16 protein-coding genes and 1 tRNA gene are annotated in these 18,647 nt (G+C 71.5%); 7 read left to right on the plus strand and 10 right to left on the minus strand.

The features are described 5' to 3' along the window. Window positions 1-126 precede the first annotated feature (126 nt). Together KK087_RS01135 and KK087_RS01140 are read right to left on the minus strand one after the other, a co-directional pair. Window positions 127-729 carry a TetR/AcrR family transcriptional regulator gene (locus KK087_RS01135; RefSeq protein ID WP_214563928.1) on the minus strand — a complete coding sequence of 201 codons (603 nt, stop codon included), beginning with the start codon at window positions 727-729 and terminating at the stop codon, window positions 127-129. 226 nt (window positions 730-955) lie between these two features. Next, window positions 956-1,717, minus strand: a complete 762-nt coding sequence (locus tag KK087_RS01140; RefSeq protein ID WP_214545325.1) for a trimeric intracellular cation channel family protein — start codon at window positions 1,715-1,717, stop codon at window positions 956-958. Window positions 1,718-1,786: 69 nt separating this feature from the next. Between KK087_RS01140 and efeU the strand changes: the two genes are divergently transcribed. The 3 genes from efeU to efeB are packed head-to-tail and all read left to right on the plus strand — an operon-like array spanning window position 1,787 to window position 5,893. Next, window positions 1,787-3,403: an iron uptake transporter permease EfeU gene (gene efeU, locus KK087_RS01145; RefSeq protein ID WP_214563929.1), complete on the plus strand. Its 1,617-nt coding sequence runs from the start codon at window positions 1,787-1,789 to the stop codon at window positions 3,401-3,403. Next, window positions 3,390-4,610 carry an iron uptake system protein EfeO gene (gene efeO, locus KK087_RS01150; protein ID WP_214531134.1) on the plus strand — a complete coding sequence of 407 codons (1,221 nt, stop codon included), beginning with the start codon at window positions 3,390-3,392 and terminating at the stop codon, window positions 4,608-4,610. The genes efeU and efeO overlap by 14 nt, the downstream gene beginning before the upstream one ends. Continuing rightward, on the plus strand, window positions 4,607-5,893 hold the full coding sequence (gene efeB, locus KK087_RS01155; protein ID WP_214531136.1) for an iron uptake transporter deferrochelatase/peroxidase subunit: 1,287 nt from the start codon (window positions 4,607-4,609) through the stop codon (window positions 5,891-5,893). The genes efeO and efeB overlap by 4 nt, the downstream gene beginning before the upstream one ends. Window positions 5,894-6,215: 322 nt before the next feature. Here efeB and KK087_RS01160 read toward each other — a convergent pair whose 3' ends face one another. The 4 genes from KK087_RS01160 to KK087_RS01175 all read right to left on the minus strand — a co-directional run bounded on the left by KK087_RS01160 (window position 6,216) and on the right by KK087_RS01175 (window position 12,712). Beyond that, entirely contained in the window at window positions 6,216-8,597 is a 2,382-nt protein-coding gene (locus tag KK087_RS01160; RefSeq protein WP_214563930.1) for a bifunctional metallophosphatase/5'-nucleotidase, read from the minus strand. Between the two features lie 102 nt (window positions 8,598-8,699). Further along, window positions 8,700-10,514: a thiamine pyrophosphate-requiring protein gene (locus tag KK087_RS01165; RefSeq protein WP_214563931.1), complete on the minus strand. Its 1,815-nt coding sequence runs from the start codon at window positions 10,512-10,514 to the stop codon at window positions 8,700-8,702. 117 nt (window positions 10,515-10,631) lie between these two features. Then, window positions 10,632-11,558: a sugar phosphate isomerase/epimerase family protein gene (locus tag KK087_RS01170; protein WP_214563932.1), complete on the minus strand. Its 927-nt coding sequence runs from the start codon at window positions 11,556-11,558 to the stop codon at window positions 10,632-10,634. Beyond that, the gene (locus tag KK087_RS01175; protein ID WP_214563933.1) at window positions 11,555-12,712 is read right to left on the minus strand and encodes a Gfo/Idh/MocA family protein; all 1,158 of its coding nucleotides are present in this window, start codon (window positions 12,710-12,712) and stop codon (window positions 11,555-11,557) included. Before KK087_RS01175 ends, KK087_RS01170 begins: the two co-directional genes overlap by 4 nt. A gap of 76 nt (window positions 12,713-12,788) precedes the next feature. Between KK087_RS01175 and KK087_RS01180 the strand changes: the two genes are divergently transcribed. The 3 genes from KK087_RS01180 (at window position 12,789) to KK087_RS01190 (ending at window position 15,208) form a co-directional block, all read left to right on the plus strand. Continuing rightward, window positions 12,789-14,210 (plus strand): glucose-6-phosphate dehydrogenase, encoded by a 1,422-nt coding sequence (locus tag KK087_RS01180; RefSeq protein WP_214544011.1) that lies wholly within the window; start codon window positions 12,789-12,791, stop codon window positions 14,208-14,210. 29 nt (window positions 14,211-14,239) lie between these two features. After that, window positions 14,240-15,025, plus strand: coding sequence for a dienelactone hydrolase family protein (locus KK087_RS01185; protein WP_214563934.1), 786 nt, complete (start codon window positions 14,240-14,242; stop codon window positions 15,023-15,025). 110 nt (window positions 15,026-15,135) lie between these two features. Continuing rightward, window positions 15,136-15,208 (plus strand) — tRNA-Arg (locus KK087_RS01190). Between the two features lie 54 nt (window positions 15,209-15,262). Here the strand turns inward: KK087_RS01190 and KK087_RS01195 are convergent. Continuing rightward, on the minus strand, window positions 15,263-16,429 hold the full coding sequence (locus tag KK087_RS01195) for a N(5)-(carboxyethyl)ornithine synthase (RefSeq protein WP_214563935.1): 1,167 nt from the start codon (window positions 16,427-16,429) through the stop codon (window positions 15,263-15,265). Window positions 16,430-16,481: 52 nt separating this feature from the next. On the opposite strand from KK087_RS01195, the gene KK087_RS01200 reads away from it, so the two are divergent. Continuing rightward, a complete protein-coding gene (locus KK087_RS01200; RefSeq protein ID WP_214563936.1) occupies window positions 16,482-16,994 on the plus strand; it encodes a hypothetical protein in 513 nt (170 codons plus the stop codon). 4 nt (window positions 16,995-16,998) lie between these two features. On the opposite strand, the gene KK087_RS01205 is transcribed toward KK087_RS01200, so the two are convergent. From KK087_RS01205 to KK087_RS01215, 3 genes are all read right to left on the minus strand, one after another. Continuing rightward, window positions 16,999-17,628 carry a TetR/AcrR family transcriptional regulator gene (locus tag KK087_RS01205; RefSeq protein WP_214563937.1) on the minus strand — a complete coding sequence of 210 codons (630 nt, stop codon included), beginning with the start codon at window positions 17,626-17,628 and terminating at the stop codon, window positions 16,999-17,001. A 93-nt stretch (window positions 17,629-17,721) separates the two neighbouring features. Next, window positions 17,722-18,402, minus strand: coding sequence for a gamma subclass chorismate mutase AroQ (gene aroQ / locus KK087_RS01210; RefSeq protein ID WP_307859908.1), 681 nt, complete (start codon window positions 18,400-18,402; stop codon window positions 17,722-17,724). Then, entirely contained in the window at window positions 18,399-18,620 is a 222-nt protein-coding gene (locus KK087_RS01215) for a hypothetical protein (RefSeq protein WP_214531153.1), read from the minus strand. Before KK087_RS01215 ends, aroQ begins: the two co-directional genes overlap by 4 nt. Between the last annotated feature and the right edge of the window lie 27 nt (window positions 18,621-18,647).

The following is an 18,647-nucleotide window of genomic DNA, read 5'->3' on the forward strand; positions in this document are numbered from 1 at the left end:
GGGGTTCGTCGGGTGGTGCGCGGTTGGTGGCTCGGTGCGGGGCTGTTGGCGTGCACGGGGCGGTCGAGCGGGCACGGGGTCGCGAACCTCGCACGGTGCGAGGGCCTGCACGCGCCGCCCCCAGCATCAGCGCCGGCGGATGACCGCCTCGAGCAGCGTCGCGATGAGCTCACCCGGGTCCACCCCGGGCAGCGCCGGCGCATCGAACACCAGGCCGACGTTCGCCCCGATGAGCAGGGTCGCGAACTCCTCCGGGCTCATGCCGACGTCGACCTCGGGGTGGGCGCCGAGCCACAGCCGCACGAGCTCGAGCACGCCGTCCTGCAGGATCCGGCGCTGGCGGATGAACTCGGGCAGCAGCTCCGGGTGCCGCACGGCGTACCCGCGGAACGCCGACAGCAACGCGAACTGCTCGCTCTGGTCGTGCTGCCCGAACGCGGCGCGCAGGACGTCCCCGACGTCGACGGCTGCGATGTCCGCGTGCACGAGCTCCTGGAGTGAGCCGAGCACCACGTTCGTGGACCGTTGCATGACCTGCGCGAGCAGGTCCTCCTTCGACGAGAAGTTCGAGTAGACGGCGCCCTTGCTGAACCCCGCGCGCGCTGCGACGTCGTCGAGTCGCGCCCCGTAGACGCCCTGTTCCGCGAAGACCTCGGCACCGGCGGCGAGCAGACGTTCTCGGACCTCGGCCCGCGGGATGCGCGGGGTGGGGGAGGCGTCGTCGCTCATCGGTTCCTGTTTCGGCCGTGCCGTGGTGGGGAGACCTGCCGCGCCGCGCGTCTGATCCCGCGCGGCATCAGCGAAGCCCCCATCCCCACGTCTGCTCGGAACCGGCGCGTTCGGGTCGCGTCGGTGCTGTGCGGACAGCGTTCACCGGGATGTTGCCCGGCAGAACAGCCAGGACGATACCCGGCGGTACTGATCGTAGCGTCGCGGGGCCGCGGATGACAGCCCCTCAGTCCTCGTGCTCTTCCCGGACACTGCCGGCACCGGTCCGTCGGCCCGGACGGCGGAGCAGCCGGAGTGCGTCCGGTCGCAGGCTCCGACCCCGCCGGAGCAGCGAACCGAGGGTCGACTTCGGCTGCCAGTCGCGGCCGTTCGGCAGCCCCCAGCCGCGGCGGACCGCACCCCAGCGCAGCCCGAGCGACAGCGTGATCGCGAGCAGGATGCCGAGCGAGGGCGAACCGAGTGCGGACGCGATCACCATCACGGCCGACGCGGCGACGGCCACGGTGGCGTACAGCGCGTTCCCGCCGAACACCGCCGGCACCCGCCGCAGCAGCAGGTCGCGCATCGCACCGCCGCCGACCGCGGTGATGGTCCCCATGATGATCGCGGCGGGCCAGTCGAGTCCGGCGTCGTAGGTCCGCTGCACGCCCACCACGGCCCAGAACCCGATCACGGCGGCGTCGAGCACGGTGAACAGCCGGTCCCACGTCACCTCGGAGAACGACACGAGGAACGCGACGAGCGCCCCGGCGACGGCGACCGGCACGTACAGCGGGTCGACCAGCGCGACGGGTGGTCCGTTCTGCAGCAGGGTGTCGCGGAGCATCCCGCCGCCGAGCCCGGAGACGAACCCGACGACCAGGAACCCGAACAGGTCGAAGTCCATCGCGCGGGCGATGGAGCCGCCGAGCAGGGCGGACGCGAAGACCCCGGCCAGGTCGAGCACGTTCGTGACCGACGCCAGGCCGTCGACGGACAGCAGGTTCATGAGAACCATCAAACATCACGTCGAACGACTGGCGGGCCGATCCGCGGTTAGGTTAGCCTCACCTTCGTCATGCTCGCCACCCTCGTCATCGGCCTCCGCGAAGGCCTCGAAGCCACGCTCATCGTCGGCATCATCGCCGCGTTCCTGCGTCGCAACCGTGTCCCGCTCGCCCCCATGTGGTCCGGCGTCGGGCTCGCGGTGCTGCTCAGCATCGCCGTCGGCTTCGGGCTGCAGGCCGTCGAGCAGGCACTGCCGCAGGCCCAGCAGGAGGGCATGGAGGCGGTGATCGGCATCGTCGCCGTCGTCTTCGTCACCGGGATGATCGTCTGGATGCGCACCCACGCGCGCACCCTGACCACCGACCTCGAGGCGAGCGCGACCGCCGCACTCGGCCGCGGCACCGCCTGGGCGCTGGCCGGCATGGCGTTCCTCGCGGTCCTGAAGGAGGGCTTCGAGACCTCGGTCTTCCTGCTCGCCACGTTCCAGGCGTCGTCGGACACCGGCCTCGCCGCCCTCGGGGCCGTGATCGGCATCGCCGCGGCGGTCGTCGTCGGGTACGGCATCTACACCGGCGGCGTCCGGCTCAACCTGTCGCGGTTCTTCACCGGCACCGGGGTCTTCCTGGTCTTCGTCGCCGGCGGCCTGGTGCTGACCGTCCTCCGCCGCGCGCACGAGGCCGGTTGGATCGTCATCGGCCAGCAGCGCACCGTCGACCTGTCGTGGCTCGCCCCGAACGGTTCGGTGCAGGGTGCCCTGGTCACCGGCGTGCTCGGCATCCCGCCGGACCCGCGGGTCATCGAGGTGCTCGGCTGGGTGCTCTACGTCGTCCCGGTGCTGGCCCTGACGCTCTGGCCGCGCGCCTGGCGCCCGTCGCCGGACCGCGTGCCGCGGGTGCGCGCCGCCGTCGCCGGTGCACTCGCCGTCGCCGCAGCGGCGCTCGCGATCGCCGTGCCGACGGGCGGCGTCGACCTGCCCCGCACGACCGCGGTCAGCGGCGACGCCAGCTCCGTCTCGGCCAGCGTCGACGGTGCGTCCGGCGTCCTGCGGGTGGCCGGCACCGGAACCGGCCAGGAGGCCCGGATCGCCTTGCCGACGTCGGCCCACCGCCGCGTCACCCGCGCGGGCGTGGCCGCCGACCGGTGGCGCGTCGTGCAGGACGGCGCCGGCTCGCGCACCGGCAGCGCAGGCGACGACCGTCCGTCGACGCTCACGCTCGACGACCTCGTCACCCTGTTCGGCCGCCTCCCCGTCGGGGTGTCGCCGTCGACGAACCCCGGCCCGTTCGCGGCCCGCTGGGCCGTCCGCGACACCGTCACGCTGTGGACGGTCCGGGGCGGGGTCCTGGACGCCACCCGCGACGAACGGGACGTGCTGACGCTGAGCGGTGGGGGCCTCCCGTCCGCACGCACCACGACGCTGGACCGCACCGTCTGGTCCGTCCCCGACGCCCGCGTCGAGCGGTCGGCCGCCGCGGTGGCCGCAGCGGACGCGCGGTCCGCCGAGCTCCTGCTCTGGAAGGCCTGGCTGCCGATCGCCCTCGGCACAGCGGCCGCCGCGCAGGCGCTGCTCGCCCTCCGTGACCGCCGTCGCCGGCGACTCCCCACCACCCCCACCCCCGAACCCGTCCCCGCCCGTGGCCCTCCGGCCGCGGACCCTGCAAGGAGCACCGACCATGTCCTTCGGTAAGCCCGTCCGACCCCTGATCACCCTGGGCGCCCTCGGCGCCGTCACCGCCCTCGCACTCACCGGTTGCGCCGGCGGGTCCACCGGAGCCGACGACTCCGGCTCCGACGCGAAGGTCTCCCGCGTCACCATCACGCTCACGAACGACGGGCAGGACGCCTGCGCGGTGTCCTCGACGAAGGTCCCGGCGGGCCCCGTCACCTTCACCGTGAAGAACGAGTCCTCGACCGCGATCACCGAGGTCGAACTGCTGCAGGACCAGCGGATCCTCGGCGAGAAGGAGAACCTGGCGCCCGGCCTCGACGCCGTCCGCTTCACCGCCACGCTGACCGGCGGGGAGTACCAGGTGTACTGCCCCGGCGCCGAGACCGAGCTGACGGACTTCACCGTCACCGGCAAGGCGGCGTCGACCGCGAACAGCAGCGCCTCGACCCTGCTCCGCGACGGGGCGAAGGGCTACGCGACCTACGTCGACGGCCAGGTCACCGACATGGTCGCCGCGGTCGAGCAGCTGCAGAAGGACATCGACGCCGGTGACCTCGACGCGGCCAAGACCGACTACGCGAACGCCCGCCCGTTCTACGAGCACGTCGAGAGCGACGTCGACGGCTTCGTCAAGAAGGGCTTCACGGCCACCGACAACGCCGGCAACCTCGACTACCTGATCGACATGCGCGCCTCGAACCTCGACCCGGCCGTCGGCTGGAGCGGGTTCCACGCCGTCGAGAAGGACCTGTTCCAGGCGGGGAAGATCACCGCTTCGACCAAGAAGACCGCCGCGGACCTGACCGAGGACGTGCAGCTGCTCGCGAAGCTCGTGCCGACCCTGGACTACAAGCCGGAGGACCTCGCCAACGGTGCCGCCGGCCTGCTCGAAGAGGTGCAGTCGAACAAGGTCACCGGCGAGGAAGAGGCGTACAGCCACATCGACCTGGTCGACCTCGCCGCCAACGTCGAGGGTGCCCGCCAGGCCTTCGCGTACCTCAAGCCCGGGCTGACCAAGCTCGACCCGACCCTGACGAAGCAGATCGCGAAGCAGTTCGACGCCACGAACACCCTGATGGACGGCTACCGCGACGCCGACGACCTGGGTGGCTTCGCCACGTGGGACGCCGCGACCAAGAAGTCCGACGCGAACACGATCTCGCAGCAGATCCAGGCGCTCCAGGACCCGCTGTCCCGCCTGGCCGAGAAGGTCGCGACCGCGTGACCGAGCCGGACGAGGCACCCCGGCCGAACGTCTCCCGCCGCGGTCTGTTCGGCGCCGGCCTGGCCGTGGCCGGTGCCGGCGTCGGGGCCGCAGCGGGCATCGGTGGCGCCACCGCGGCGACCGGCGTGAACCCGTTCACGGCGGCGACGAACGGCGACGAGTCCATCGACCTGTCGCAGAGCCAGCCGTTCTACGCCACCGCGGCCCGGCAGCCCCAGGGCGGGATCCGCACCACCCCGCAGCGGTACTGCGTCTACATGACCTTCGACCTGTCGACGACCGTGACGACCGAGCTGCAGGTGCTCCTCGCCCGCTGGTCGGCCGCGATCGCCCAGCTGCAGGCCGGCAAGACGGTCGGCAGCGTCGAACCCGCGCACGGCAACGGGGTGGGCGCCGACACGGGCGAGGCACTCGACCTCGGGCCGGCGTCCCTGACCGTCACGGTGGGCCTCGGCCCGGGCGTCTTCGACGAGCGTTTCGGGCTGGCCGACCGGCGTCCCGCGTCGCTCGCCGACATCCCGACGCTGCCGAGCGACAACCTGCAGGCGGGCCTGACCGGCGGAGACCTGTCCCTGCAGGCGTGCGCCGACGACCCCCAGGTGGCGTACCACGCGGTGCGCGACCTGGCTCGGATGGCCCGGGGCACCGCGACCGTCCGGTGGACCGTGCTCGGCTTCGGTCGGGCATCGGCGGGGCCGAACCAGAGCACACCCCGCAACCTGATGGGGTTCAAGGACGGCACCCGCAACATCACGACCGACGCCGACCACGACCGGTTCGTCTGGCTCGACCGCGACGCCGGGTGGATGGCCGGCGGGAGCTACCAGGTGGTGCGGAAGATCCGGATGAACATCGAGACCTGGGACGCCGACGTCGTCAGCGACCAGCAGCGGGTGTTCGGGCGGACGAAGATCCAGGGCGCCCCGCTCTCCGGCGGACAGGAGCACAGCACCCCGGACTTCCACGCGGCGGACTCCGACGGGGCGACGAAGATCGACCCGACGTCGCACATCGCCCTCGCCGCGCACGAGGCGAACGGCGGCGTGAAGATCCTGCGGCGGCCGTACAACTACACCGACGGGCTCAACGAGTACGGCCAGCTCGACGCCGGCCTGCTCTTCATCGCCTACGTGAACGACCCGGACCACTTCACGCGGCTGCAGCGGAAGCTCGGCGCCTCCGACCGTCTGAACGAGTACGTCTCGCACATCGGCTCCGCGGTGTTCGCCGTGCCGCCGGCACCCCGAAAGGGTTCCTACATCGGCGAGCAGCTGTTCCGATGAGATGAGTCGCTGACCCGAGGAGTGGGCGCCCTCCGCCGTTTCCCTGGAGGCGGAGGACGCCCGCGTCGCGGAGTCTCGCCGAACGGAACCACCGTCGACTTGCTGAAAGCGACCCGGCGCGACGCGTCGCGGTGCGACAACCCCGAGAGTACCCCGCAGATCCGCGGATCCGCAGTGTTCTCCCGCGATGGGACAGCCATCGCGCGAGCCCGGGTGCGCGACGTGCGCGCCGGGGGTGATCCGGGCCTCCAGGACGACGCCAACGGGCCGCCTCACCAGGGTGAGACGGCCCGTTCGCAGCGTGTGCCCGGAAGGCGCGGGGTCAGTCCGTCAGCACCGTCGCGTCGCGGTGTGCGCGCTTCCGGCGGATGACCACGAGTGCCGTGATCCCGGCCAGCAGCAGGATGCCCGCCGCGATGACCGGAGCGGTCAGGTCCGCACCCGTGTAGGCGAGGTCGCCACCGGCGCGCGGGCCGTCGTCGGTCCCGCCGACGCCACCGATGCCGGCGTCGTCACCGTCTCCCGTGCCGGGGCCGGGGGTGACCCCGCCGCCCGTGCCCGGGTTCGGGTCGACGGGGTCCGTCGGGTCGGTGGGGTCCGTCGGGTCGGTCGGGTCCGTGGGGTCGACCGCAGCGGCGACCGGGATCGTCACCGCGAGGGTCACGGTCTGGCCGCCCGGGAGGGTGACCACGAGCGGTGCGTCGGTCGTGGCGACCGGGTCGGCGACGGCGGCGAGCGAGACGGAGCCGGCGGTGCGGGCGGCTGCCCGTGCGGTCGGCACCTCGATCTCGGGGACCGTGACGGTCAGGGTCGCGCGACCCTGCTCGTCGGTCTTGTCGATGATCGTCGGGTCGATCGCGGACGAGGCGAGCTCCTCGCCGTCCGCGCTGACCGACACCGTGCCGGCCTTCGCGGGGTCCTCGCTGCTGAACAGGAGCGACGACAGGTCGAGCTCGATCTCGTCACCGGGCTGGAAGCCACCGGCGGGGGTCGGCGTGACCGTGACCCCGACGGCGCGCTGGTCGACCGGGGGCTCGACGGTCCCGTTCGCGACGAAGTAGTCGACCTGGGCCTGCAGGTCGACCTGGCCCGAGTCGGCGACGTTCGTGCCGGTCGCGAAGGCGGCGAAGTTGTCGCCACCGGTCGACAGGAACGAGTTGACGGTCACCTTGAGGGTGTCGGTCAGCGCGATCGCCTCGCCGTCGAGGGTCATGCCGGTGATGCGCTCACCGCGGCCCTTCGACGGGTCGTAGGTGTACGCGAAGCCCTCCGAGACGCCGAGCTTCAGGAAGGGGCGCTCGAGGCCGTCCGGCTGCCACTGCTGCTCGAGGGCGTTCTTGATCTGCTGGCCGGTCATGTCCTTCGTCACCAGGGTGTTGGCGAACGGCTGGACGAGCGCGGCCTCCTTGTAGGTGACGGTGCCGTCCGGGTCGCCGGCGCCGCTCGACGCGTAGACCATGTCGGTGCGGAGGCCGCCCGGGTTCATGAAGGCGATCTTCGAGCCGTTGCGCTCGGTGGCGCTGCGCTGGACCTCGGCGATGTAGTTGCCCAGGACGGACTCGCCGCCGCGGTTCTCGGCCTTGCGGTCGGACTGCACGGCGCGACGCAGGTCGGCGGTGATCTCGCCGAGCTTCTCGCTGCCCTTCACGTCGGCGACGGCCTTGGCCGCGGTCACGATGCCGCTCACGGCGGTGACCGAGGTGGCGTCGGCGGGCACGCGGGTCTCGGCGTTGACCGACTTGACCTCGGACGTGATGCCGGTGAGCTGCTTGTCCGCGTCGACGGTGAGCTGCAGGTGCCCGAAGGCGACCCCGTAGGACCCGGCCTGGATCACCGGACGCTTCGTGCCGTCAGGACCCGCGATGGAGTGGTTGTACGTGGCGTGGGTGTGGGCCGACACGATGGCGGAGACCTTCGACGAGACGCCGGAGGTGATCTTGCCGAACGAGCCGGTGCCGGTGGCGTCGGTGAGCGCGCTCGTCGTGGCGCCCTCGTGCACGAGCAGGACGAGCACGTCGGCCTCGCCGTTGTCGTCCTTGCCGTCGGTGAGCTGCTCGGCGTACCGGTTCACCTGGCTGACGATCGGGGCCATCGCCAGGCCCTGCACGCCGCCGGGGCTGACGAGTCCGGGGATGAGGTCCTCGGTGGTCGCGCCGATGAACCCGACCTTGACGCCGCCCTTCTCCACGATGGAGTACGGGGTGAACGCCGGGTCGGTGGTGCCGGCCTTGACGATGTTCGCCGAGACGTACGGCCACTCGGCACGGTCCTCGATGCGGCCGGTCAGGTCGTCCTGGCCCTTGTCGAGCTCGTGGTTGCCGATCGCGCTGACGTCGAGGTCCATGGCGTTCAGGGCGTCGATCGTGGGGGCGTCCTGCTGGATGAGCGAGGTGAAGGTCGAGGCACCCACGTTGTCGCCGACGCTGGCGAAGATCGTGTTCGGGTTGGCCTCGCGGTACGACTGCACGACACCGGCGAGCTTCGCGGCCCCGGCGGCCTTGTCGGCGGCGGTGCCCTCGGACTCGATGCGACCGTGGAAGTCGTTGACGTCGACGATGTCGATCGTCGTGTCGCCCTCGGCGGCGACGGCTGCGGACGGGACGGACAGTGCGACCAAGACCCCGGCGGTGGCGAGGGCCGCGCCGGCGCCGAGACGCCGTCGGGTCGTCGCACCGGCGGATCCGGTGGTGTGGGAAGTGTTCATCGTCGACGAACCTACGAAGACGCACAGGCGACTCGCCAGACCCCGCCGCAAGTCGTCACACACCGTTCACACGGCCGTACCCCGTCGCCCGGCCACCCCGGTTCAGTCGCGGCCGAGAGCACCCTTCACGCGTTCGGTGACCTCGGTCGCCATCGCCTTGGCGGAGTCCTTGACGACGTCGAGCTCGACCGGGTCGCCCTTCAGCAGGCTCTTCGCCGTGTTGACGGCGTACTCCTTCGTGATGTGCGGCGGCAGCGGCGGGACGCTCCGGCTGACGTACGCGTCGATGAGCGTCACGCCCTGGTGGGCGAAGGCCCGCTCGACCGCCGCGTCGACCTCGGAGTCCTCGTGCACCGCGATGCCCTGGAACCCGAGCAGCGTCGCGTACCCGGCGTAGTCCATCGACTCGACGTCCTGCGAGCCGCGCCACATCGGGTTGCCGTCCTCGGTGCGCATCTCCCACGACACCTGCCCGAGGTCGTCGTTGTGCATGACCACGATGACGAGCTGCTGGTTCGGCCAGGCCGCCATGTACTTCTTCACCGTGATGAGCTCGTTCATGCCGAGCATCTGGAACGCCCCGTCGCCGATCGTGCACACCGCCGGACGGTCCGGGAACGCGAACTTCGCGGTCACGGCGTACGGCATCGCCGCGAGCATCGTCGCGAGCCGGCCGGACATGTCGCCGCGCATGCCCTCGCGCAGCCGGATGTGGTGGCCGTACCAGTCGGCGGTCGTGCCCGCGTCCGCGGTGACCGTGACGCCGTCGGGCAGCCGGTCGTTCACGGCCTGGATCACCCGGCGCGGGTTCACCCCGTCGTCGTAGGCGACCTCGGACTGCGCGCGCATCTCCGACTCCCACTCCCGCATCTCGTGAGCGATCGTCTCCTGGAACGACCTGTCGGTCTTCTGCTCGAGCAGCGGGAGCACGGCGTCGAGCGTGGACCCGACGTCACCCCACAGGTTGAGCTCGGTCGGGTACCGCAGGCCGAGCTGCTCCGGCTTGATGTCGACCTGGATGCCCCGGGCCTGCCCCGTCTTCGGCATGTACTCGCCGTACGGGTAGTTCGTGCCGAGCAGCACGAGGGTGTCGCAGTCGCGGATCTGGTGCAGGGACGGCAGCGACCCGAGCAGCCCGAGCTGCTGCGAGTGGTACGGCACATCGGCCGGGATCACGTCCTTGCCGCGGAGCGCCGTGATGATCCCCGCACCCGCCTTCTCGGCCGCGGCGAGCACCTGGGCCGTCGCACCGCGCGCACCGGCGCCGACGAGGAACGTCACCTTCGACCCGGCGTTGATGATCTCCGCCATCTTCCGGACCTCGTCGGCGGGCGGTGTGATGCGGGTGGACGCCGGGACGTCGCTCGACCGCGAGGCCCAGTGCTCCAGCGGCGGCGCGTCGTAGGACATCGCCTGCACGTCGTGGGGCAGCACGACCACGGCCGGCTGCTTGCGGAGCGACGCCGTACGGAACGCGGTGTCGAGCACCACGCCGACCGCCTCTGGCGTCGCCACGGTCTGCACGTAGCAGGCGACGTCGGCGAAGACGCGCTCCAGGTTCGACTCCTGCTGCGTGAACGACCCCATCGCCGCGAGGCCCTGCTGACCGACGATCGCGACCACCGGCTGGTTGTCCATCTGCGCGTCGTACAGGCCGTTCAGCAGGTGGAAGGCGCCGGGACTCGACGTCGCGACGCAGACCCCGACCTCGCCGGTGAACTTCGCGTGCGCGGTCGCCATCAGCGCCGCGATCTCCTCGTGCGTGGGCCGGACGTACTCCAGGCCGTCGCCCTTCGACGCCGCCTTGCCGAGCGCACCGTCGAAGGCGCCGATCCCGTCGCCGGGGTACCCGAACACGCGGGAGACCCCCCACGCCTTGATGCGGTCGATGACGAAGTCGCTCACGGTCGTGCTCATGGGCCCCAGCGTGCGCGGCCGCGCACGGGTCCGTTCACAGGCTCTGGCCTGGAGGCCCGGATCACGTGACCGACGTCGGTCACGTGAGCGGGGCCTCCCGGCCAGGGCCCGTGCTGGCTAGGCTTCCTGCGCGATCAGCGGGCGCAGCGTGCGGTGCGCGATGCGCAGCCCCTCGAGCACCCTGTCGTCGGTGCCGCCCCAGAGCGGGTCCTCGTGCTCGACGCTCAGCGTGCCGTCGAAGCCCGCCTCGTAGAGGCGGTCGACGACGCGCGGCCAGTCCACGACACCGCGGCCCGGCACGCGGAACCGCCACCAGCCCATGTCCCACGGGTCGTCGCCCTTGTCGACCTTGCCGAAGAACCCGTACTCGTCGCGCTTCCGGGGGAACAGCTCGACGTCCTTCGCCTGCGCGTGCACGATGTGCTCGGCGAACGGCAGGATCGTCTCCACCGGGTCGATCCCGATCCACGTCAGGTGTGACGGATCCCAGTTCAGGCCGAAGCCGAGCCCCGTCACCCAGTCCCAGAGCTCAGGGGAGTACGCGATGTTGCCGGGGTACCCGTCGGGGTGCCAACCCTCCATCACGCAGTTCTCGATGATGAGCCGCACGCCGCGCTCGCCGGCGTAGTCGACGAGTTCGGGCAGGACACGGTTCCCCTCGGCCATGTTCTCGCGGACGGACTTCGTGGTGTCGCGGCCGATGAAGGTGCCGACGTACGGGATGCCGAGCGTCTGCGCGGTGTCGATCGCGTGCTCGAGGTGGGTCCGCACCGCCGCACGGTGCTCCGGGTCCTGGTGCAGGTTGTTCTCGTAGTAGGCCAGCGCCGAGATCTCGAGTCCGGTGCGGTCGAGCAGGTCGCGGGTGGCCTGGGCGTCCTCGTCCGTGAACGTCGCGACCGGCAGGTGCGCCGCCTCGAAGTCGCGGCCGCCGGTGCCCGGCCAGACGGCGACCTCGAGCCGCTCGTAGCCCTGCTGCTGGGCGAAGCCGGCGATCCGGTCGAGGGACCAGCCCGGCAGGCAGGCGGTCAGCATGCCGAGCTTCACCGGATCTCCCGCCACGTCGTCTCGGCAGCGCTGCCGATCACGGCCTCGATGATGTCGGCGGAGCGTGCACCGTCCGCGAAGGTCGGCAGGCCGTCGGGGGCCACACCGGTGCGCACGGCGGTGTACGTGTCGGCGACGAACGCGGCGAAGGCGTCGAGGTACCCCTGCGGGTGCCCGGCCGGCACGATCGCCAGACGACGTTGGTCCGGGTACCCCTGCGACGGGTCGCGGACGACGATCTGCGCGCCCCGCTCGTTGCCGAACCAGGCGGACTCGGGCTGCTCCTGGTCGAAGGCAGCGCTGCCGCGGGTGCCGTCGACCTCGAACCACAGGCGGTTCTTGCGACCGGAGGCGACCTGCGAGATCACGACGTTGCCGATGCGGCCGGTGGCGGTGCGGAAGGTCGCGACGGCGGTGTCCTCGGTGGTGACCGCGGCACGTTCCGTCGCGTCCGCCACGGGATCGGGGTCGGGGGAGCCGGAGAACGACGGACCGGACGCGGCCGGCCGTGTCGGGTAGACGATGTCGGTCGCCGCGGACACCGAGGCGAAGCGCTCGCCGGTCACGAACTCGACCAGGTCGCACCAGTGCGAGCCGATGTCCGCAAATGCGCGGGACAGGCCACTCGAGGTCGGGTCGACGCGCCAGCTCGAGGCGTCCTCGTCGAGCATCCAGTCCTGCAGGTAGTGCCCGTGCACCGCGAGCAGCCGGCCGAGCTCCCCGTCGGCGATGCGCGCCCGGATCTCCCGCACCATCGGGTGGTACCGGTACACGAAGGGCACCGTGGCCACGACCCCGGCGTCGGCCGCGGCGGCGACGAGCTCGGCGGCCTGGGCGGGATCGATCGCCAGGGGCTTCTCGCACACCACGTTGATGCCGGCCGCGATCACCGCGAGCGCCTGCGGGTGGTGCTGGTCGTTCGGGGTGCAGATGTGCACCACGTCGGGGGCGTCGGCGATGACCTCGTCGAGCGAGGCGTAGCCGCGGGGCAGGTCGAGCTGCGCCGCCACCTGGTCGGACCGGGTGGCGTTCCGGCCCAGCACGCCGAGCACGTCGGCCCCGGAGGCCCGGGCTGCGCGGGCGTGCACGCCCGCGATCATGCCCGTCCCGACAACGGCGACACGGAGGCGCCGCCCTTCGTACCCACTGCTCATGGTGCTCCCTCGCGCCCGACTGTCACCACCGTAGCGGCCCGGCCGTCCACCGGGACCGATGAGTACGGTCTGGTGCATGTCGAGCCTCCAGACCAGCCTGCTCATCCTCGGAGCCAGTGGCGACCTGTCCAAGCGCCTGCTCCTGCCCGGCCTCGCCACCCTGCTCCAGGTGAAGGACGACTGGGAGATCCAGCTCGTCGGGGCGGGGGTGGAGGACCTGTCCGACGCGGACTGGAAGGCCCAGGTGCGCGAGTCCTTCGAGAACGCGCAGGCGTCGAAGAACGAGGAGGACGAGGGGGCGTCCGGTGCCGCGGTGCTGCCCGACCGGTTGCAGGCCGTCGTCGACGCCTCGACCTACCGGAAGGCCGACGTCACGGACCCGGACGACCTGCGGATGCTGCTCGCGGCGTGCGACCACGACCCGGCGATCTACTTCGCGCTGCCCCCGGCGGTCACCGAGAAGAGCTGCGAGCAACTCGCGCACCTCGACCTGCCCGCCGGCACCCGCCTGGCGCTCGAGAAGCCGTTCGGCACCGACGCGGACAGCGCGTCGCACCTCAACGACCTGCTGCACTCGTTCATCCCCGAGGAGCGGATCCACCGCGTCGACCACTTCCTCGGCCGCTCCACCGTGCTCAACCTGCTCGGGCTGCGCTTCGCGAACCGCATCATCGAGCCCCTGCTCTCGTCGCAGCACGTCGAGCGCGTCGACATCGTCTACGACGAGACCCTCGGGCTCGAGGGCCGGGCGCGCTACTACGACAAGGCCGGCGCGCTCACCGACATGATCCAGAGCCACCTGTTGCAGGTGATGGCCGTCGTCGCGATGGAGGCCCCCGCCTCGATCAAGGCCGACGACCTGCGCACCCAGAAGGAGCTCGTGCTGCGGGCCGTCCGGCCGTGGGGCGGCGACGTCGTGACCGCGGGCAGGCGCGCCCGGTACACCGCCGGCGCCGTCGCGGACCGCCAGCTGCCGTCGTACGTCGACGAGGACGGTGTGGACCCGTCGCTCGGCACCGAGACCCTCGCCCAGCTCACCCTGGAGATCGCGAACTGGCGCTGGGCCGGCGTCCCGTTCACCCTGCGCTCCGGTAAGGCGCTCGCCGCGCAGCGCCGCGAGATCGTCATCACGTTCAAGGACTCCCCGCACGTGCCCGAGGGACTCACCGGCACCGAGCTGCCCGACCGGCTGCGCATCTGGATCGCCCCGGACGAGATGCAGCTCGAACTCAACGTCAACGGTGCCGGCGACCCGTACACGATCGACCACACCAGCCTCGAGGTGACGTTCAACCCCGGGCGGCTCAGCGCCTACGGCGAGGTGCTGGCCGGCGTGCTCGAAGGCGACGCGACGCTGTCCGTCCGCGGTGACAGCGCCGTGCAGGGCTGGAAGGTCGTCGGACCGTTCCTCGACGCGTGGAAGGCGGGGAAGGCGCCGCTCGACGAGTACGCCGCGGGGTCGGTCGGCCCGGACGGCTGGGACAACGTCGAGGGCTGACCCCGACGGGCGGCGTAGCGTCGGGCGACGTGAACACCACCGACGACGTCCTGCAGACCGTTCCCGAACCCGCCGGCGCCGACATCCGCGTCGACGACGTCTCCTACGACCACGAGGGCACCGAACTGCTCGGCGTGCTCGCGAAGGACGCCGCGATCGCGGGCCGTCGTCCGGCCGTCCTCGTCGTGCACGACTGGCACGGCGTCAACGAGCACGTCGAGGCCCGGGTGACGATGCTCGCCCGGCTCGGCTACGTCGCGTTCGGTGCCGACATCTACGGAGCCGGCGTCCGCCCCGGTGACGACACCGCGGCCCAGGTGGCCGGTGGCTTCTACCAGGACCTGCCGTTGCTCCGTGCCCGTGCGACCGCCGGGCTCGAGCGACTGCTCGCCGACCCCGACGTCGACCCGTCGCACGTCGTCGTGATGGGCTACTGCTTCGGTGGCTCGACGGCGCTCGAACTCGCGCGGACCGGGGCCGACCTCGTCGGTGCGGTGTCGTTCCACGGCGGACTCATCGCGCACGACCCCTCGGACGCCGCGGACATCCGGGCGAAGCTGCTCGTGCTCACCGGGGGAGCCGACCCCGTCGTGCCGGACGAAGCGGTGCACGCGTGGCAGGACGAGATGCGGGCCGCGCCGGAGGTCGACTGGCAGGTCGTGACGTACTCGGGCGCGATGCACGCGTTCGCGGTGCCCGGCACCGACGCCCCGGACCACGGTGCGCAGTACCAGGAACGGGCCGACCGTCGGTCGTGGCAGGCGCTGCGGGTGTTCCTGGCCGAGGTGTTCGACGAGGAGCCCGCGGGGCTGTGACGGCGCGGCCGGCGGCGGACGCTCGCGACACGCCGAGTGTGAGGGTGCGGCGGCCTCGATTGGCGCCCGGGCCGCACCTGTTGTAGAGTCTTCCACGGCCGCAAGGCCACGCGCTCGTAGCTCAATGGATAGAGCATCTGACTACGGATCAGAAGGTTGGGGGTTCGAGTCCCTTCGAGCGCACAGTACGAGGAAGGGCCCCGGTGGAATCCACCGGGGCCCTTCGTCGTTCCCGAGTCAATCCGCTGGTCGGTGCGGGTACTCGGCGGAGCGGCCCTGGAACGCGAGGATCGCCGGGTTGCGGATGTGCCCGTCCTCGATCTCGATCGCCCGACGGATGGTCTCGGACCCCGCCCAGGCACCGGGGCCGGACATCACCGTCCGCAGGAACGGCAGCAGTGCCTCGCTGATCTCCCACGTCGACGAGTTCCAGAGCAGCGACGGGCTGTGGTCGACCGCGTAGTAGTTGGTGGTGGCACCGACGGTGATCATCGGCTCCGCGAAGGACGTGGCCCGCGCCCAGCTGAACCCCATGCCCTCGTCGATCGAGACGTCGATGACGAGGCTCCCCGGCCGGAAGGCGGCGAGGTCCTCGGTCTGCAGGAAGACGAGGGGCGCGTTCGGGTCCTGGAGGGTGCAGTTGACCACGATGTCGTTCTCGGCCAGGTACGGCGCGAGCGGGACCGGCCCGTCCGGGGTGGTCACCACCATCTCGGACGTCGGCCCGTCGTCCTGCCCGATGCGCAGGATGTCGACCGAGGGGATGGGGGAACCGACCGCGGCGACGTCCCGGTTCGTCAGGACACGGACGTCGTGGATGCCGTGCGCGTTCAGGGCGGTGACCGCGCCGCGGGCGGTCGCACCGAAACCGATGACGACCGCGGTGAGCCGTCGCCCGTAGTCGCCCGTCGACCCGCAGAGCTGCAGTGCGTGGATCACCGAGCAGTAGCCGGCGAGCTCGTTGTTCTTGTGGAACACGTGCAGGCCGAACCCGCCGTCGTCGCGCCAGTGGTTCATGGCCTCCCACGCGATCAGCGTCAGGCGCTCGTCGACGGCGAGCTGCGTGAGCTCCCGGTCCTGCACGCAGTGCGGCCACCCCCAGAGCACCTGCCCGTCGCGCAGGTCCGCGAGCTCGGACGGCACGGGTTTGGGCAGGAGGACGACGTCGGCGGTCGCGATCACCTCGTCACGGTCGGCCATCGCGCCGACGAGGGGTTCGAGCTGGTCGTCGGGCACGCCGAAGCGGAGACCGTACCCGCGCTCCAGCGTCATCGCTGCGCGCAGGTCCGGATCGATGCGGTCGAAGTGGGCCGGGTGGATCGGGAGGCGACGCTCGTCGGCCTTCCGGGAGTCGGCGAGCACCCCGAGGTGGAGCAACTGGTGCGCTGGCGCTGTTTCGGTCATGGTGCACTGTACGGTGCGGGGCGGCTGATCGACCGGCAGGATGGGGTCTGCCATGATCGCTCGTTCCCGCCGCCGCCGTCCGTTCCGCCGCCGTTCCGTCGCCGGGGTGACCGCGGTGGTCCTCGTCGCTCTGGTCCTCGCCGCCTGTTCCGGGGCGCACCCGCGGATGTCCGACGACGAGGTCCTGTCGGACTCGTGGACCGAGCAGGTCCGGCACCGCTGGGCGGGACAGCCCGACGAGCTGGGGAGCGGCGTGGGTCTCGGCCGCACCACGGACCGGTTGTCGTTCGGCGGGCGGGAGGACGGACGGCCAGGACGGATCCGGGTGTCGGTGACGTGCCGCGGCGGGGAGTCGTTGCCGCTGGCTGTCTGGAACGGCCGGTCCGGACCGGGTCGCGCGGCGTTGGGCGAGCCCGTTGCGTCGCGTGAGATCCGTTGCGGGCACGACGAGGACCTGTACGTGACGACGCGTGCCTCGTGGATCACGATCGGGTCGACCGAGGACGAGCCGGGGGTCGGCTGGTACGCCGCGATCTACAGCACGACGTGGGGCGGGGACGACTGAGTCGTCATCCTCCCGGGGTGTAGGGCCTGGCCGCCTGGATGATCTCCGGGGCACCCTCGATGCCGAACGAGGTGAAGAGCGGCGACCACAGGGCCTTGAGCTGGGCCACGAGCTCGTCGTCGGTCAGCTGCGTGGAACCGTCCACCATGCCCAGCGTCGTGTTGAGGAGCAGCAGGACGGACGGCTGGACCCCGGCTGCGTCGACGTCAGCGGTCGCGACCCCGGCGCTGACGAGTTCGCCCCGCGTCATCTCGAACCAGTCGAAGCCGCGCGGCACCGGGACGCCGGCCTTGCCGAGTTCGTGCAGGAGCCGGACGGCACCGCCGGCGACCGAACCCTTCCGGACGTCCATGCCGGTCGTCAGGAGGAACACCGTGAGCCGCTCGAGACCGGGCTCGGCCGGGAGCGCGTCGAAGAGTTCCCGCCAGCGCTGCTGCTGCAGTTCGATGACGGCCGTCGCCAGGTCCTTCTTCGACGGGAACAGGTGGTACCCGATCGCCGACTTCGGCTTGCCCATCGCCTGGGCGACGCGGGAGAACGTGGTCGCCTCGTAGCCGAAGGCCGCGAACTGCTGCCCCGCGGCGTCGATGATGGCTCGTCGAGACGCCTCCATGGCGAGCTGCCGCTGGTTCATCTGGCGCGGTGTCCTTCCTCGCCCGGACCCGGGCGATCAGTGAACACCACATCCTAGGGCCGCTCACGATGGCGGCCCGTCCCGTCGATCGGGTCAGGCGGAGCAGAACGTGTTCCACGCCACGTCGATCCCCTTCCGGTGCAACGAGTCGAGTCCGACGTCGAGGTGCTTCCGCTCCGCGTCCACCAGGTGCGCGCACCGGTGGTCCTGGGCGACGGTCTGCGCCTGGCCGAGCGCGGTCACCAGGTCCGTGTCGATGGCGTCGAGCTGGGGGCGGACGGTCGCCAGGTCCGGCGCGGTCGTCGGTGCGGTCCACGGGTTGTGCGTCCAGTGGTTGATGAGGCCACGCTGCACGACCTTGCTCGCGGCGATCTGTGCGCGGATCACCCGGTTCACCAGGACGGGGTCGACACCCTGTCGGTCGGCCAGGGCGACGGCTTCGTCCACGACGGCCTGTTCGCGCACCGGATCGGAGACCGGCTTGCCGCTGAGCCACTTCGACTCGGCCACCGGGTCGGCGAGTTCCAACCGGCGGATGATCAACGCGCCGATGGTGTCGAGCTGTGCCGACGACGCCGCGGGACGGGAGCCGTCGTGGGAGATGGTCATCGTGGAACCCGTCGGTTCGGCGGACGTGGGCAGGGGGTCGGCGTTCGCCGCCGAGGTCGGCAGCGCGATGCCCGCCGCGAGCAGCCCGAGGGTCAGCGCCGTCGCGGCGGTCCGGCGGTTCCGGTGACGGGCGGCACTCGGGGTGGTGGTGTGTGCGGTGTTCACGGGGTTTCCTTCCCGAACCGGCGCCGGACGCGTCGGGTCAGATCGTGGATGATCGGTTTGATGACCTCGTCGTAGAACGGGTAGACGCCGAAGTGGTCGGCGCCCTCCTCGCAGTAGCAGTCCATCGAGATCGCCTCCTCGAAGTTCGAGAAGACGTACGTGGCACGGTGCGGGAACGCGGCGTGCGGCTCGTCGTCACGCGGGGTCGTGGTGGTCACGGCGGTGCTCGATCCCGGTCGGGAGCC

It is taken from the genome of Curtobacterium aurantiacum, assembly GCF_018598555.1.
Taxonomy (GTDB): Bacteria; Actinomycetota; Actinomycetes; order Actinomycetales; family Microbacteriaceae; genus Curtobacterium; species Curtobacterium aurantiacum.